General features: G+C 46.1%; 17 protein-coding genes. 3 read left to right on the top strand and 14 right to left on the bottom strand.

Going from position 1 to position 17,016, the window contains the following annotated elements; genetic code table 11:
* Positions 1-118 precede the first annotated feature (118 nt).
* Positions 119-589, bottom strand: a complete 471-nt coding sequence (locus IQ294_RS01205; RefSeq protein WP_203332195.1) for a transcriptional regulator — start codon at positions 587-589, stop codon at positions 119-121.
* Between the two features lie 89 nt (positions 590-678).
* The gene (locus IQ294_RS01200) at positions 679-1,050 is read right to left on the bottom strand and encodes a hypothetical protein (RefSeq protein ID WP_203332194.1); all 372 of its coding nucleotides are present in this window, start codon (positions 1,048-1,050) and stop codon (positions 679-681) included.
* A gap of 193 nt (positions 1,051-1,243) precedes the next feature.
* On the opposite strand from IQ294_RS01200, the gene IQ294_RS01195 reads away from it, so the two are divergent.
* Together IQ294_RS01195 and IQ294_RS01190 are read left to right on the top strand one after the other, a co-directional pair.
* Positions 1,244-2,776, top strand: coding sequence for a hypothetical protein (locus IQ294_RS01195; protein ID WP_203332193.1), 1,533 nt, complete (start codon positions 1,244-1,246; stop codon positions 2,774-2,776).
* Complete coding sequence (locus IQ294_RS01190) at positions 2,773-5,496, top strand: DEAD/DEAH box helicase (RefSeq protein ID WP_203332192.1); 2,724 nt, start codon at positions 2,773-2,775, stop codon at positions 5,494-5,496. The genes IQ294_RS01195 and IQ294_RS01190 overlap by 4 nt, the downstream gene beginning before the upstream one ends.
* Before the next feature lie 601 nt (positions 5,497-6,097).
* Here the strand turns inward: IQ294_RS01190 and IQ294_RS01185 are convergent.
* Positions 6,098-6,241, bottom strand: a complete 144-nt coding sequence (locus IQ294_RS01185; protein WP_203332191.1) for a hypothetical protein — start codon at positions 6,239-6,241, stop codon at positions 6,098-6,100.
* 30 nt (positions 6,242-6,271) lie between these two features.
* On the bottom strand, positions 6,272-6,682 hold the full coding sequence (locus tag IQ294_RS01180; RefSeq protein ID WP_203332190.1) for a single-stranded DNA-binding protein: 411 nt from the start codon (positions 6,680-6,682) through the stop codon (positions 6,272-6,274).
* A gap of 281 nt (positions 6,683-6,963) precedes the next feature.
* Between IQ294_RS01180 and IQ294_RS01175 the strand changes: the two genes are divergently transcribed.
* Entirely contained in the window at positions 6,964-7,404 is a 441-nt protein-coding gene (locus tag IQ294_RS01175) for a YwpF family protein (RefSeq protein WP_203332189.1), read from the top strand.
* 48 nt (positions 7,405-7,452) lie between these two features.
* On the opposite strand, the gene IQ294_RS01170 is transcribed toward IQ294_RS01175, so the two are convergent.
* The 10 genes from IQ294_RS01170 to atpA all read right to left on the bottom strand — a co-directional run bounded on the left by IQ294_RS01170 (position 7,453) and on the right by atpA (position 17,009).
* Positions 7,453-7,827, bottom strand: coding sequence for a hypothetical protein (locus IQ294_RS01170; RefSeq protein WP_203332188.1), 375 nt, complete (start codon positions 7,825-7,827; stop codon positions 7,453-7,455).
* Between the two features lie 86 nt (positions 7,828-7,913).
* The gene (gene fabZ / locus IQ294_RS01165; protein WP_203332187.1) at positions 7,914-8,357 is read right to left on the bottom strand and encodes a 3-hydroxyacyl-ACP dehydratase FabZ; all 444 of its coding nucleotides are present in this window, start codon (positions 8,355-8,357) and stop codon (positions 7,914-7,916) included.
* A gap of 44 nt (positions 8,358-8,401) precedes the next feature.
* Complete coding sequence (locus IQ294_RS01160; RefSeq protein ID WP_203332186.1) at positions 8,402-8,671, bottom strand: DNA-directed RNA polymerase subunit beta; 270 nt, start codon at positions 8,669-8,671, stop codon at positions 8,402-8,404.
* A 148-nt stretch (positions 8,672-8,819) separates the two neighbouring features.
* Entirely contained in the window at positions 8,820-9,812 is a 993-nt protein-coding gene (locus IQ294_RS01155) for a rod shape-determining protein (RefSeq protein WP_284699715.1), read from the bottom strand.
* 274 nt (positions 9,813-10,086) lie between these two features.
* Positions 10,087-11,385 carry a UDP-N-acetylglucosamine 1-carboxyvinyltransferase gene (murA, locus tag IQ294_RS01150; protein WP_203332184.1) on the bottom strand — a complete coding sequence of 433 codons (1,299 nt, stop codon included), beginning with the start codon at positions 11,383-11,385 and terminating at the stop codon, positions 10,087-10,089.
* Positions 11,386-11,750: 365 nt separating this feature from the next.
* Complete coding sequence (locus IQ294_RS01145; protein WP_203332183.1) at positions 11,751-11,984, bottom strand: DUF1146 family protein; 234 nt, start codon at positions 11,982-11,984, stop codon at positions 11,751-11,753.
* A 193-nt stretch (positions 11,985-12,177) separates the two neighbouring features.
* Entirely contained in the window at positions 12,178-12,582 is a 405-nt protein-coding gene (locus IQ294_RS01140) for a F0F1 ATP synthase subunit epsilon (RefSeq protein ID WP_203332182.1), read from the bottom strand.
* Between the two features lie 24 nt (positions 12,583-12,606).
* Positions 12,607-14,022, bottom strand: a complete 1,416-nt coding sequence (atpD, locus tag IQ294_RS01135; RefSeq protein WP_203332181.1) for a F0F1 ATP synthase subunit beta — start codon at positions 14,020-14,022, stop codon at positions 12,607-12,609.
* Between the two features lie 572 nt (positions 14,023-14,594).
* On the bottom strand, positions 14,595-15,452 hold the full coding sequence (gene atpG / locus IQ294_RS01130; protein ID WP_203332180.1) for an ATP synthase F1 subunit gamma: 858 nt from the start codon (positions 15,450-15,452) through the stop codon (positions 14,595-14,597).
* A 48-nt stretch (positions 15,453-15,500) separates the two neighbouring features.
* Positions 15,501-17,009: a F0F1 ATP synthase subunit alpha gene (gene atpA, locus IQ294_RS01125; protein ID WP_203332179.1), complete on the bottom strand. Its 1,509-nt coding sequence runs from the start codon at positions 17,007-17,009 to the stop codon at positions 15,501-15,503.
* Positions 17,010-17,016: the final 7 nt, after the last annotated feature.

Genomic DNA, 17,016 nt, shown 5'->3' with positions numbered 1-17,016 from the left:
CTTTTCCGCATTTACAGGAAAAGGGTTTTAGCATTTAAAAAAGGGCAAACGAAAGCGCCTTCCCTTTTCTATTCCGGGCAGGCGCAGTCAGTCAGATATGAAATTGGCAAGGGATGGTTCAAGCTTCACTTGGCAGACCTCCATTTAGCTGTTGTAATGCGATAAGTTCGTTGAACATCACTTCGTCTCTTGACTCAAGTGCGTAATCGATCATCCGCTCGAAATTTTCGTGTTCCAGTTCCTCGATCACTTCCATAGCTTCTGTTTTGGCCTGATCCGGAATTTCAGCGATGCCCGCACTTTCACCTTGCAAAATAGACTGGAGATGCATATGGATATCGGATACCAGCAGCAGCTGATAGAGCGGCAATCGGATAAAGCGGTTCCCTTTTTGGAAAACGAATACATCAGACAAATTTTCAACCTGGAAAGTATTCGTATTGACTACGATCTCTTTTCCTTCAACCGGGATGAAATGAAATAATTCATCATCTTTCATAATGGAGAGGTATTGATAGGCAAAGACGAATTTCACCAGATGATTTTCTTTCTTTGTATAGAATGGTTTCATCATTTTGACGTGCAACATGACGGTTCCCCCCCTCTCTGAATTTAGAATATTCTGTTTAGTTAATCATACCATATATTCCCCATTCCGTAACTAAAAAAACACAAGAATCAGCTTCTTGTGTTCAATCTTTTAACGCTCTTCACCGGCGGCGTAGTCAGGAACTGGATCCTGTCCTTCTCAATTCTTACAAACAGCTGGGTGAGCATATAAAATAGAAATTTTTCAAATTCCTTGCCCGATGCCGCCCCTTTCCTGAACTTCACTTTATTATCCTCAAAATCGATTTGCACAGTGTCGAGCGGTCCATTGCATGTGCCGATATCATTAAACGTGTAGCAGCCTTCATCGCCTGTCACCTGAAAATGGATTTTCTCATATCGTTTTTCATGGTTCAATAAAAAAAGTTCCCATACAGCAATATCTTCCTGATTTAATACGAATTGTAAATCAGGGATCCCCAGCACATACAAATGGCCCAAAGTCATTCTCCTGTCTAATTTTATTAGGTAAATTGAATTACTTTTTATCCAGTATAATCTATACTGTATCAAAAAAGAACCTTATTGAAAAATATATTTACAACAACGATAAGTGCCGAACTTTCCTTCTGCATTTACGGGCAAGGCGGAAAGCAGTATAATAGAAGGAAAGTTTTATTTTGGGGCGATGCAAATGGCTACGGTTCAATCCCTGGCACAACAATATGAAGAAATAATCCACAATTATATGGCTGCTATCGAGAAGTCCCTCAATCCTGCGCGTGCGCTGGATGAGGAAATGGTTCGAAAAGCAGTTTTTTTAGTGCGCCATGATGGTGTGCAAATCCAGTCTTTCAATGAAGAACGGCTGCTGCTGGAAGCGATAGTGAAAGACGCCCATTCAGTAAAAGTCGTCATGAACTTCGATAAACTGACGGCTGTCTGTGCATGTCCGCAGGAAGAGCTTTGCCGTCACAGGCTTGCTGTCATCTTCGCACTCTATCAAAAAATCGGTTCTTTATCCGCCTGGGTTGCCGACTGGCGAGACCAGCAAAAAGAACAGCTCTCTACAATCGGCAATAAGCGTTCGCCGCAGCAATGGACCAAAGTGATCCGCAGCGTCTGGCGCGATCCGATCCCGGATTATACGACAAGAAATTACTTTTACTTTGAACAGATGTATGAAGGCCGATTGAAAAATGCTTTGTCCTTTGTCCCGCTCGAACGCGAGTGGAAAACACTGTTCCGGGCATATGCCCACTTCATTTCATTGGCTGAAGTCTGGCCGACGTATATATCAGGTACGAATGATGTCCATCATTCGTTTTTCAAAACCTGGTTCGAAGACGAATTGCAGGATCTCCGCGATTTGCTCGACCAATTGCATAACCAGCACCGGACATTCGAATCGGACGCTTTCTTTGATGGGCTCCAGGAGATGGTGCGTTCGTTTGCTGCCATCAAAGACGGTTCGTCTTCACAGCGCTTGACCGTTTACCAATTGTTCTGGACCAATCTGTTCACCAATGACAAATTGCGTAAACAGGAACTGGCAGCTTTCCCGCGGCCTGATGAACGCATCAATATCTTTTTCGCCATTCTGCTGAAAGAAGAGGTGGAACCGAAAAAGATAACAGCCAATGATGCCCATGACTGGATCCAGCTGGCCATCCTGGCGGAAACGGAACAGCATCTTCAAGCGCTTCAAGTGATTCTGACCGCTGTCCGCCCGCATGTGAAAACGTTCCTTTTTGAAGGCTTATATACACAGTATCGCCATCAGTATGTCCGAACACTCAGCCGCCTGTTCTCACTCATCAATCTGGATGAAGCGGAGTGGGAAGACTTGTTCCGCCAATTCGGCCACTACGGGCTGCCTGCCTATTCCACTTATCTGATCGAAAAAGGATTGTTCAAGCAATGGGCAGAATTACACCATATGCATAGCTCCCCTTTGTATTTCGCTGAAGAATGCGGACTCAGGGAAGTGCAGGAAGCGGCACCGGATTACGTCCTGCCGCTCTACCACCGCTACGCGATGTCACATTTGGACGAACGCAGCCGCAGCAGCTATAAACAGGCCGTGCGGATCTGGAAGAAAATGAAAGCCGCTTGCAAAAAGAGCGATCAAATGGAATTCTGGAAATCCTATATGAAAGAAATCCGGACACAGAATAAACGTCTCCGTGCACTGCAGGAAGAGATTGAGAAAGGAAATCTGGTATGACTCAATTCCAAACAGAAGGAAGCCGCATCTATTATTTAAAAGTCATCAAGGGAAACAGCTTCCGCATCCAGGCCATCAACGAAAATGGAAATCGGATCCCCCCGGAAATATGGACTCCTTTTTTATATTTCATGGATAAGGACAGCTTTTTCGGCTTGAAGTCGGAAATGGATGGCCTTGACCTCGTACTGTCGCCTGCCGATTTTGTCAGGCTGTTTTCTGCCGAAGAGCATCATTACGTATCGTTCATCGGGCAGACTGAAGAAGATGCCGCCTGGCTGGATATTGCCGGTAAAGTATCAAACTCACTGAACGATCCCCACCTTTGGGAGCATGTAACAGTTGAGGGCGAAGATATCCTTATCGACAGCAAATACGGCGATGCGGATATTCAGGCATTTCTGAGTGACACCATCTCTCAGCAGCTCCGCCAAAAAGGTTTATCGACTGCCCAGCTTCCTTATATCCAGCATTTTATCCAGCAGGCTGGCTGGGATGGACTGGAACCTGCGGATGATTATGTAATGGCCGTGCAACTCAGCGAACCGGACGAAACACCGGATTGGTCATTCAAAGTCGTACTCCGTTCAAAACGCGGCAGTGTATATTGGACGCCATCAAAACGCCGTATGAATGAACCGCTCGAGAAAGTGCTGCCGGAGAAATGGCGCAGCCGCCACGCTGAAATCGCGGAGAAACAGGCATTGGTTCTGAGTCTGTGCCCGTCCGTCGACAGCTTTGATGAAACGATTCTTTACCACAGCGAATGGTCCGATGCGCAAGTGCTCCAATTCCTCCGGGATGATACGGAAATCCTCCAGGCTTTCGGCATTGAAGTATCGATTCCATCCTGGCTGCAGGCTGTCCAGGAATCGAAAGTGCGCGTGAAAGCGAATGTCCACTCCCCTGCCAAAAAAGCATCGGTTGTCGGACTTGATCAGATTATCCGTTTTGACTGGCAGTTTTCATTGAATGGCCACGAACTCAGCATGCAGGATTTTGAACGCCTCGTTTCCGAAAACAAGGAATTCATCCGCATCGGCAATGAATGGGTGCGCGTCGATTCCAATTTGCTGATGCAGCTTCGTAAAATGATCGATGAAGCGGAAGATGCGGATTGGACCATCAAAGACATGCTGTTCCAGAACGTGCCGGAAATTATGCTGGAAGAAGCGGTTGAAGAAGATGATCCGCTTGTCGAATTCAATCTGAACAAATCATTAAAAGTCCTGCTGGATAAACTGCTGGATAAACGCGATCTGCCGGCCACTGAAATTCCTGAAAACCTGCTGACGGATTTGCGTCCTTATCAGAAAACCGGTTTTGACTATCTCGTCTTCATGCGGGAAGAAGGATTCGGCCTGTGCCTTGCAGATGATATGGGCCTCGGCAAAACGGTTCAGCTGATCGCCTATCTGCTCCACGTCCATAAGGAAAAACAAGCGCAGCCGTCCCTCATCATCTGTCCGACTTCCGTACTCGGGAACTGGCAAAAAGAACTCGAACGGTTTGCCCCGGACCTGAAAGTGTATATGCATTACGGTCCCGTTCGCCCGAAAGACGAAGAGTTTGCACGTTTCCTTGAACAGGAGCAGCCGGATGTCGTGCTGTCGACATACGGCATCGCTTCATCCGATGCAGAAGAGATGCAGGACCTGCCATGGACCAGCATCACTCTCGACGAAGCACAGAACATTAAGAATATGTATACGAAACAATCGCGCACCATCCGCCGTTTCAAAGGACAGCATCACATCGCGCTGACTGGTACGCCGATTGAAAACCGTTTGTCTGAGCTGTGGTCGATTTTCGACTTTATCAATAAAGGCTATTTATACCGCATCAAACAATTCCAGGAAACGTTCATGATTCCGATTGAACGCGACGATTCTGAAGAAGCGAAGGAAAAATTGCGTCAGCGCATCCAGCCGTTCCTGCTGCGCCGTACGAAAAAAGATCCTGACCTGCAGCTGAACCTTCCTGAAAAACAGGAACAGCTTGAATACTGTCCGCTGACTCCGGAACAGGCCGCTCTTTATGAAGGGCTTGTACAGGACACGGTCGAAAAAATGGAGACATTGAGCGGCTTCGAGAAAAAAGGGCTTGTACTGAAAATGCTCAGCAAGCTGAAACAATTATGCAATCACCCGGCTTTGTATTTAAAAGAGCCTTATACATCGGCGGAAGAAATCCTTCCGCGCTCCCAAAAACTTGAACGGATCGTCACCCTTGCCGGAGAAATTGCCGAACGCGGTGAACAATGCCTCATCTTCACGCAATATATCGGGATGGGCCATCTTCTGCAGCAGGCGATCAACGAACTATACGGCCATGAAGTTCCGTTCTTGACGGGCAATATGCCGAAAAACCAGCGGGATTCTCTGGTAAATGCTTTCCAGCAAGGAAAATTCCCGATTTTCATCCTGTCATTGAAAGCTGGCGGCACTGGATTGAACCTGACTGCCGCAACACACGTATTGCATGCTGACAGATGGTGGAACCCAGCTGTTGAAAACCAGGCGACGGACCGTGCTTACCGAATCGGACAGACGCAATTTGTGCATGTGCATAAATTTGTGACGATCGGTACGATAGAAGAGAAAATCGATTCATTGCTCACGCAAAAACAGGAAATGTCTGAGCAATTCATCCAGTCAAGCCAGTGGATGACCGAGCTTTCTGATAATGAGCTGAAGGAACTATTCACTTATTCGCTATAGTAGCCGATATTCCGCAAAACAGCTCCGCTTTCCTGGTGGCTTGCACTGAGCTAACTCGGACTCGTTCTACTTCGTCCGAGTGGATCTCAGCACTTCGCTGATCACCATGGAGTCTTCGCTATTTTGCTCCATATCTTAGAAATGTTTCTAGTGCTAAAGTGGTTTCGTGGTTTGCATAAGCTAACTCGGGCATTCGTCCGAGTGGATGTCAGCACTTCGCTGATCACCATGAAGTCTTCGCTATTTTGCTCCATATCTTAGAAATGTTTCTAGTGCTAAAGTGGTTTCGTGGTTTCCATAAGCTAACTCGGACATTCGTCCGAGTGGGTGCTCAACGCCACGCCGAACTTAAAGAAGTCTATACTCCTTCACTTGATATCCAGAAGTAGAACTAAGCTAAGGCGCGGCTCCGGAGCAGGCGAATGCCGACCGGAGCAATAAGACGAGTGCTCTTCTCGGCTTATTGCGGGAGGCTTGTCCATAGCGCCGAAGCGGTTTAAAATGGGAATTTTCTTTGCATAATTTATATAATTTATAATTCCAAAATGAGCATGGCCGGGTCCCCACCCCTCCATGCTCTGCTGAACTTATGAGTGAAATTTCAAACCTTGGTGACGGAACGGAAATTTTCCTTCAGTTCACTTAGCTCCCGCTCCGCCTCCGCCAATCGTCGATGGAGCAGAGCTGTTAGGCGGATCAGTTGCTCCATGTGCACTTCTAATTGCTGTTGAACGTCTTTTGGCATGGCTAAGTGCCTCCCATCAAATTTAAATACTTATGCGTTGATCGTTGCCGCTTCCGGCGAAGGGAAATCAAAATCTTCTACAGATTCCGGTTCCTTCTGCAAGGGAGCGGTTTCTTCTTGTGTTTTTCTTCTGTCCAGAAAACGAATCTGGTCCCCTAAGACCTCGGTGACGTAAATCCTGGTACCGTCTTCTTTGTCATAATGCCGGGACTGCAGCCTTCCCGATACTGCGACCAGCGAACCTTTTACACAGAACTTCGCCACATTGACGGCTGGCCTTCCCCAAGTGGAACAAAGCATAAAATCGCTTTCGATTTCCCCTTTCTGGTTTTTAAAGTTTCTGGAAACGGCGACAATGAACGTAGTATGTACACGCCCTTCGCTCAGTGTCCGTGACGTCGGATTTTTGGTCAATCTGCCAACCAGCCCCACTTGATTCATCTATTTTCACCTCCTTCCGGTAAAGTCAGCATACTAAATAAACTGAATTTTATGCAAAAGGTGAAATCTGATTTTTGATGCTTTTCGGCGGTTCAAATCTCTATTTTGATTTGGAATAAAAAAAGTTTTTTATTCTTTTCCTTTGGGATCTGCATGGTTCCTGAACTTTTTGAGGAAATGCAAATCAGGATTTTCCAAGCTTTCGATTTGTTTTCTTCGGCGCCTAAAAAAAGCCGGCTATGCTATACTGGAAAAAAAGATTGGTTTGAGGAGGCAGAAAGATGAAGACCTTTAAGATGCTGTCCATGGGACTTGTCGAGAATGATGATGTCACCAAATTCCCATTGGAAGACGGGATTATCATAAATCAGGAAAATAGCCACCGTTCCTGGGTCCTTGAGATGCTGATGGATGTCGCTTATGAAGAGAAATTCAGAAGTTTGATGGAATCCGGCAAAATCTACGATGTCAAAGTCGTCATTTCCTATCCTGAAAACGAGCCCGCCACTTTTGAAGTCGGCATTTATGCAGTGAAGCAAATCGGTGATCATATTTCTGTCCTGATGAAAGGGACATTGAAACGCGCACGCCGCAAATATGCGGAGACACTCCTATCCGAACTGCTGGAGGATGGATTGGAAGGCGAAGAATTGCTGGAGCGTTTTGAAAGCGACATGCGGTCACGGCCAGTGCTCCGTAAAGACGAAAAAGCAAACGGATAAATAAAAAGACTTGATGAGGGATCTTTTCCTCATCAAGTCTTTTTCAATCTATTTATTCCATTTGTTCAGGATATATGCCGCTTCTGCTTTGCACGAATAATCTTCAGCAATATTTTTTTCTTTTTGGAGTGCTTCCAGCTTTTCAACTTGCTCAGCTGATGGCGGCTCCGACAGCATTTTTGAGATTGTCTGATTCATCTTCTCCGCCAGATCTGCATGGAACTCACTGCTCGATTTTACTTCATCTGAAAGTTCATCGTACCATTTTGCATTTTCGAGTATGTATCTTCTCCATACCTTCAGGAAGTTTTCAATATCAAAGCGTTCTTCTTTCCATTCAATCCCTGCCATATACTGCTCGAACTGTTTGGAAATCGAGCGGGTTATACTGCTTTTTACTGAAGTCGGTAATGTCTTATACATAAGATGCCCCCCATATTCGATCAAAAAACTAATCGCAGGAATTATCGTTTAATTTTTTGGTTTTATTGCTCCCTGTGCAGCTGCTGTTATCCTTCAGTAGATGCGACCGGCCCCAATGCGAAAAGGATGTCGCATTCACAAGCGATTTCCCCATCCACTGTCGCAATGGCATGGCCTTTGCCCATTGGTCCTCTCAGTTTCGTAAGTTCCACTTCCAGCCTTAGCTGGTCTCCTGGAACCACCTGCCGTTTGAAACGGCAATTATCAATGCCGGTAAAGAATGCGAGGCGCCCTTCGTTGCCTTCCATCTTCAGGACTGCAGTAGCACCGACCTGTGCCAGAGCTTCCACTATCAGCACACCGGGCATTACAGGATAACCTGGAAAATGGCCATTGAAGAATTCCTCGTTTGCCGATACATTTTTCAGGCCAACTGCCCTTTTTCCGGGTTCCAGCTCCAACATCCGATCCACCATCAAAAATGGATAACGGTGCGGCAGGATCGCTTTGATCTGTTCTGTCGTCAACAAGATGCCAACCCCCTATTATGAAATGGATACAAAAAGTATCCCTGTTATTTCTTACCGCTAATGATATCAATAATATGTTGCCATGTCTCCCATTTCAGTACATCTCTTGGTTCTCCGTCTCCGATTACCCCGTAACCGACCATCGCCCCCAGAGCCGCTGCCAAAACGATTAAAACAAGGACCAATATGATGCGCAGCCAGATGGGGAATAAGCGAATCTGCACCCACCATGTTTTTTTCTGTTTTTTCCCGTCATTCGCATCTCCCTTTTTATGTTCTTTGCGGGAAGAAACTTTTTTAGTCGGCTCTGTCATTTACGTCGTCAACCTTTCCAATGATGCTGACTCAATGCCTTAAGTCTTAGCATCCACAATTCTGAACTGCCTTAAACAAGTTACGTTCACATGTTGCCATTATACTAAAAATTCGTGGTTTCTGCATATATAATTGAGATTGTTCTATTTAAGGTTTTGATTTCCGGGAAAGGGAAGCAAGCATGATTCCTGTACCGTTCGCAACACAGTTCATCGGATCTTCAGAAATGAAAACAGGAACTTTCAATTCTTCGGCCAATAATTGATCGATGCCGTGCAGCATGGCACCGCCGCCAGTCAGGATGACGCCTCTGTCGATAATGTCCGCAGACAACTCAGGCGGCGTTTTCTCGAGAACATTTTTAGCCGATGCTACGATCAGATTCACAGATTCACGTAAAGCCAGTTCGATTTCCTCCGAATGGATGGTGAGGACCCGCGGCAAACCTGAAACCATATCACGTCCGCGGATTTGCATCTCTTCTTTACGGCTGCCTTTAAAGACAGTTCCGATTTCAATCTTGATATTCTCGGCTGTGCGTTCACCGATCAGTAATTTATATTGCTTCTTCACGTATTGAAGAATGTCATTATCGAACACATCACCTGCGACTTTAATCGACTCACTCGTTACGATATCGCCCATCGATAATACTGCCACATCAGTAGTCCCGCCGCCGACATCCACAATCATATTGCCCGATGGCTGATAGATATCCATACCGGCACCAATCGCTGCAACTTTGGGCTCTTCTTCAAGATAGACTTTTTTGCCTCCTGATTTTTCAGCCGCTTCGCGGATCGCTTTCTGTTCAACACTCGTAACATTTGTCGGACAGCAAATAAGGATGCGCGGTTTGTTCATGAAGCCTCTCACCTTCAACTGATCGATGAAATACTTGAGCATGATTTCCGTTACGTCAAAATCTGCAATCACACCTTCTTTTAAAGGCCTCACAGCGATGATATTCTCTGGCGTCCGGCCGATCATCTTTCTCGCTTCTGCTCCGACAGCTATCACCTGATGCGTTTTTCGGTCCAGCGCAACGACTGAGGGCTCATTAAGTATTACGCCTTTCCCTTTAACATAGATAAGAACGTTCGCCGTCCCTAAATCAATTCCTATATCTTTTGAAAACAACATACCTGCTTCCCCTTCCGGTAAAAGTACTACTTATTATATTTCTCTCTGTAAAGACTCTCCTAACTGAGTATTTTATCACAAAGCCTCTCCCTCCTGCATAATATTTCTAAAAATATTTGTTATTTTAGAAAAGCAGTAGTAATAAGAAAATATCGTCCTTCACCATGTAGCACATCATCTGATTATTTCCCGGGAAATTTTTCATTTATTCCATATAAAAACCCGCCGGCAATTTTGCCAGCGGGTTCGGATATGATTATGAATGAAAGTATCAGACCGTCTGTTCTTCCGTGACAGTTGAATTTTCTGTGTTGACGCGTTCGATATCTGCACCGAGGGCCGCCAATTTTCCATGGAAATTTACGTATCCGCGATCCAAATGCTGCAATTCATTGACACGGGTAATTCCTTCAGCAGCAAGGCCTGCCAATATCAGGGCAGCTGCCGCACGCAAATCCGTAGCCGACACTTCCGCCCCCTGTAATTTCGAAGGCCCTTCCATAATAACAGAGCGTCCTTCAATCTTCACTGAAGCGTTCATGCGGCGGAATTCTTCCACGTGCATAAAGCGGTTCTCAAATACCGTTTCAGTCAGGATGCCGTTGCCTTTGGCAGTAAGCATCAATGACATCATCTGAGACTGCATATCCGTCGGGAATCCAGGATGCGGCATCGTCTTGATGTCGATCGAACGAAGCGGACGAGTTGCCCGGACACGAAGGCCTTCAGGTGTTTCATCTACGCGTACACCCATTTCGCCAAGTTTTGAGATCAATGCTGCCATATGTTCAGGAACTGCATTTTCAATCGTGACATCGCCTTCAGTGATGGCTGCTGCCACCATGAAAGTTCCGGCTTCTACACGGTCAGGAATGATATAATGCTCTGCACCCTGTAATGCTTCAACGCCTTCGATACGGATCGTATCGGTACCTGCACCATAGACTTTGCCGCCCATTTCGTTGATGAAAGTAGCCAAATCAACAATCTCAGGCTCTTTCGCTGCGTTTTCGATAATCGTCACACCTTCTGCAAGCGATGCAGCGGTCATGATATTTTCAGTAGCTCCGACACTTGGGAAATCCAAGTAGATTCGTGCTCCGCGTAATCTTCCATTTACATCCGCTTCTACAAAACCGTTGCCGAACGTAATTTTCGCGCCCATCGCCTCAAAACCTTTTAAGTGAAGTTCGATTGGACGCGAGCCGATTGCACAGCCTCCTGGAAGCGCCACACGAGCAAATCCATTTCGAGCAAGAAGCGGTCCCATAACCAGAATCGAAGCTCTCATTTTTCTTACATATTCAAATTGAGCTTCACTTGATAAAGTTTGTGAAGAATCGATATGCATTTCGTTCTTTTCCGGGAAGTATTCGATGTTTACATTCAGGCTTTTCAACACTTCCTGAATCGTATACACATCCGCCAAATGCGGAACTTCTTTGATGATGCTTTTTCCTGAACCAGCAAGTAAAGCTCCCGCCAGGACAGGAAGAACTGCATTCTTGGCACCTTCCACTTTCACTTTACCGATTAACCTACTGCCGCCTCTTACGATGATCTGTTCCACTGCAACGCCCTCCAAGTATAAAATAATCTGTAAAAAATCTGTCGTTTTCAATATAATAATATATAAAAGTCCAATGTTATTTTTAAAAAACAAAACCTTTACTATGATACATGTATTTTATTAAAATAACAAGTATCCGGCAGATCATTTAAAAGCATCTAATATGTTCCTATTCATATGGTTCGTCATAACATTTCGCTTTCTGTCCGTCGGGACGCATTTAATATTACAATTTGATTACAATGAATATTTTCCCCCTCTATAGGAGAATAAACATAGATATTTGATTTATTTCCTGTAGAAAAACTATAATTTGGCAATTGGGCCTACCCCTGAAAAACAGATTCAGGCCGAATTGCCAACTCTTAGAAGAGATAAGGCAATTGCCGTGACCATGATGAAACATTCAAAAAGAACGTTGAAACTGCTGTACCCAATGCGATACTAAGGAATATATATAATATTTGTGCCTGTAATACATTATGCTTACGGATCCATTTTTCGAACATGACAGCCCGGAGCGCATAAAATGAGACACCTGTAAAAAAGATATGGCTAAAGATGGATATTAATGCCTGCTGCCCTATCATGATTTCCATTCGATCACTCCTTCGGAGATAAAGTTATAAAAAAGCGGACAAAAGTTGATATCACTTTTGCCCGCTTTTTTTACTGTGTCTAGATTTCAGCTGCCAACTCTGAGGAAAAAGCTGCTCCTGCATCGCTGCGCTGCTCCGTCGCAAAAGATTGCCCAAACGATTATGGGCAATCTCTTGCTGTCGCTTTTCTTCTTTATATATTACCCTCATAAACGTTGATACGATTCATCGCACGCTTCAAAGCAAGCTCAGCCCGCTTGAAGTCGACTTCATCTTTCTTCGCCTGAAGCAATGATTCTGCGCGTTTGGCAGATTCACGAGCACGAGCAACATCAATGTCAGTCGCGCGCTCTGCTGATTGAGCAAGAATTGTTACTTTTTCAGGACGAATTTCAAGGAATCCGCCACTTACAGCTACCAATTCCGTCGAGTTGTCTTTCTTTAACCGGACTGCGCCGATTCCAAGAGGTGCTACTGTCGGGATGTGTCCAGGCAGGACGCCCATCTCACCGGATGCTGTAACCGCAATTACCATGGAAACATCTGAATCGTATACCGGGCCGTCGGGAGTGACAATATTGACTGTAATGGTCTTCATTTTTTTCCCTCCTGGTCCCTGATTTTAGACTTCTACGCCCATGCTTTTGGCTTTAGCGATAACTTCTTCAATGCGTCCAACCAAACGGAAAGCATCTTCAGGCAAGTGATCGTATTTACCGGCAAGGATTTCCTGGAATCCTTTGATCGTTTCCTGAACAGGTACGTAAGAACCTTTTTGGCCTGTAAACTGCTCAGCAACGTGGAAGTTCTGGGACAGGAAGTTTTGAACGCGGCGAGCACGGTTAACCGTTAACTTGTCTTCATCGCTCAACTCATCCATACCAAGGATCGCAATGATATCCTGAAGTTCGCGGTAACGCTGAAGCGTTTCCTGAACCTGACGGGACACTGCGTAATGCTCTTCTCCAACGATTTCAGGCGACAATGCGCGTGAAGTTGAAGCAAGTGGATCCACCGCAGGGTAGATACCCATCTCGGAAAGTTTACGCTCAAGGTTGGTTGTCGCATCCAAGTGGGCGAAAGTTGTAGCCGGAGCCGGATCCGTATAGTCATCGGCTGGTACATAGATCGCTTGAATTGAAGTAACAGAACCAGTGCTTGTCGTCGTAATACGTTCCTGTAATTGACCCATTTCTGTAGCAAGTGTCGGCTGGTAACCAACGGCAGATGGCATACGGCCAAGTAACGCGGAAACCTCAGATCCTGCTTGTGTGAAACGGAAAATGTTATCGATGAACAATAGTACGTCCGCGCCTTGTTCGTCACGGAAATATTCAGCCATTGTCAAACCGGACAGGGCAACACGCATACGTGCACCAGGCGGCTCGTTCATTTGACCGAAGACCATTGCTGTTTTCTTGATAACGCCGGAATCGCTCATCTCGTGGAATAAGTCGTTTCCTTCACGTGTACGCTCACCAACACCGGCAAATACTGAAAGACCGCCGTGCTCTTGAGCGATGTTATTGATCAATTCCTGGATAAGAACTGTTTTACCTACACCGGCACCACCGAAGAGACCGATTTTACCACCTTTAATGTAAGGGGCAAGCAAGTCAACAACTTTGATACCTGTTTCAAGAATTTGAACTTCTGTTGAAAGATGTTCGAATGTTGGTGCAGAACGGTGAATCGGATCGCGGCGTTCTGATGCCGGGATTTCTTCACCCAAATCGATAACTTCACCAAGTACGTTAAATACCCGGCCTAATGTCGCTTCTCCAACTGGAACAGTAATTGCGCTGCCCATATCGGTTACGACTGAACCGCGCTGCAATCCATCAGTGGATTCCATCGCAATTGTGCGAACTGAATCGTCGCCAAGGTGCAAAGCCACTTCAAGTGTCAAAACGACTTGTGCCTGACCGGGACGATCAATATTTACAGTTAGGGCGTTGTAGATTTCTGGAAGATGTCCATCAGCAAACTTTACGTCTACAACCGGACCCATAACTTGAAGAACGTGTCCTGTGTTCATGCAATTCCCTCCTGTCTTACTTTTATTGAATCAAATTCATAAGCGCGGACGCCTAAAAAGGGCGTCGTTGCTTTAATGTTTGTTTTCTCGTTAGTGTCCAGACTCCAGCTGCCCAGCTCTTCGGGTCATAAACCAGCCTAACTGCGCAGTCAGGACCGCTACGTTATTCTGTCTTATGCCTGTCAGAGCGTAACGGGCGCTGTCGCTTTTCGCGTGTCCAGACTCCAGCTGCCCAGCTCTTCGGGTCATAAACCAGCCTAACTGCGCAGTCAGGACCGCTACGTTATTCTGTCTTATGCCTGTCAGAGCTTAACAGGCGCTGTCGCTTTTCGAGTGTCCAGACTCCCGCTGCCCAGCTCTTCGGGTCATAAGCCAGCCTACCTGCGCGGCCAAGGCCACTTCGTTGTCCTGTCTTATACCTGTCAGAGCTTAACGGGCGCTGTCGCTTTTCGTGTGTCTAGACTCCCGCTGCCCCGCTCTTCGGGTCATAAGCCAGCCTAACTGCGCGGCCAAGGCCACTTCGTTGTCCTGTCTTATGCCTGTCAGCGCTTAACGGGCGCTGTCGCTTTTCGTTATTCTAAAGCCGCTGCCCCGCCGACGATCTCAGTGATTTCCTGTGTGATCGCAGCTTGACGCGCACGGTTATATGAAAGTGTTAATCCGTCGATCAATTCAGACGCATTATCGGTCGCGCTCTTCATCGCTGTCATTGAAGCCGCATGTTCACTTGCTTTGCCGTCAAGAACGGCACCAAAAATCAGGCTTTCCGCGTATTGTGGAAGAAGAACTTCCAGGATCGCTCCAGCTGATGGATCGAATTCATAAGTAGAAGTCGCTCCGGTCGGCTTGATATCCGTCAATGGCAGTACCTTCGTTTCAGTGACTTCCTGCTGAATTGCTGAGACAAAGTGATTATAGTACATATAAACTTCATCATATGCACCTTCTGAGAACATACCAACAGCTTTGCGCGTAACTTCTTTGATATCCGCGAATGAAGGATGGTCCGGAAGTGCGATAGCACTGTCCAGGATGGTCATGCCTTGTTTCGCAAAGAAATCCCGACCTTTACGGCCAATGCACAGGATAACAAATTCATCTTTAGACGCATGGCGTTCACGGATCTTGTTGCTCACAGTACGCAGAATGTTACTGTTGTATCCGCCAACCAACCCACGGTCGGATGTGATTACAAGATATGCAGTTTTCTTCACAGGACGAGTGATCATCATCGGATGGCTTGCGTCATTCGATCCGGCAGCTATCGAAGCTACGACGTCCTGAATTTTCGCCATGTATGGAACGAACGCTTTCGCATTCATTTCAGCACGGTTCAATTTAGAAGCTGAAACCATTTGCATGGCTCTTGTAATCTGACTTGTTTTCTTTGTTGACGTAATTCGGTTTTTTATATCGCGTAAAGATGCCACTGGTATTTCACCACCTTATAATTTTTTCTTCTGATCCAGCTGAAACGTTTACTCTGATTTTGCGAATGTGCGTTTGAAATCATTGATTGCCGCGCCAAATGCTTCGTCAGAAGGCAAACCTTTCGTTGTACGGATCGTTTCCAAAATTTCTGTGTGGTTCGAATCCAACCAGCTTGTAAGTTCTGCTTCGAAACGAGAAATATCTTTAATCGCGATGTCATCAAGGAAACCTTGAGTCAATGCATAGAAGATAACAACTTGCTTCTCAACTTTGATCGGGTTGTTCAAGTCCTGTTTAAGAACTTCAACAGTCCGTTTACCGCGCTCCAGCTTAGCAGCTGTCGCAGCATCAAGGTCTGAACCGAATTGGGAGAATGATTCAAGTTCACGGAATGCAGCCAGGTCAAGACGCAGCGTACCCGCAACTTTCTTCATCGCTTTGATCTGAGCTGAACCACCTACACGTGATACAGAAAGACCGGCGTTGATCGCTGGGCGTACACCCGAGAAGAATAGATCCGACTGAAGGAAGATTTGTCCGTCAGTGATCGAAATTACGTTTGTTGGAATATAAGCAGAGATATCGCCAGCTTGCGTTTCAACGAACGGCAATGCTGTAATCGAACCTGCGCCAAGAGTTTCGTTCAACTTCGCTGCACGCTCAAGAAGGCGTGAGTGCAAGTAGAAAACGTCACCAGGGTAAGCTTCACGGCCTGGAGGACGACGAAGCAATAGCGAAAGTTCGCGGTATGCTGATGCTTGTTTTGTCAAATCATCATAGACGATAAGAACGTGTTTGCCTTCGAACATGAATTCTTCGGCCATAGTGATACCCGCGTAAGGTGCAAGGTACAACAATGGTGCCGGCTGAGAAGCAGATGCCGTCACGACGATTGTGTAGTCCAACGCGCCATTTTTACGGAAAGTTTCAACTACGTTACGTACTGTCGATTCTTTTTGTCCGATTGCAACATAGATACAGATCATGTCCTGGTCAGCCTGGTTCAAAATTGTATCGATCGCTACAGATGTTTTACCAGTCTGGCGGTCACCGATGATCAATTCGCGTTGTCCGCGGCCGATCGGCACTAATGCGTCAATCGCTTTGATACCAGTTTGAAGTGGTTCATGAACTGATTTACGTGCCATAACCCCTTGTGCAGGGCTTTCGATTGGACGGGATTTCGTTGTGTTGATCGGGCCTAGGCCGTCAACTGGCTGTCCAAGCGGATTTACTACACGTCCGATAAGTTCTTCTCCTACCGGTACTTCCATAATGCGGCCTGTACGACGCACTTCATCGCCTTCTTTGATGTCTGCGAATGGCCCAAGGATGATGATACCAACGTTGTTGGCTTCCAAGTTTTGTGCCATACCCAATACACCAGTAGAGAACTCAACAAGTTCTCCAGCCATGATGTTGTCGAGGCCATGAGCGCGAGCGATACCATCACCAACTGTGATTACTGTACCGACGTCGTCAACTTTCATCTCTGATTGGTAATTTTCAATCTGCTGCTTGATCAGACTGCTGATTTCTTCAGCTTTGATGCTCATGTATGTC

Origin of the sequence: Planococcus beigongshangi (assembly GCF_016820495.1) — a bacterium.
Lineage (GTDB): Bacteria > Bacillota > Bacilli > Bacillales_A > Planococcaceae > Planococcus > Planococcus beigongshangi.
This window is presented reverse-complemented; position numbering and strand designations above follow the sequence as displayed.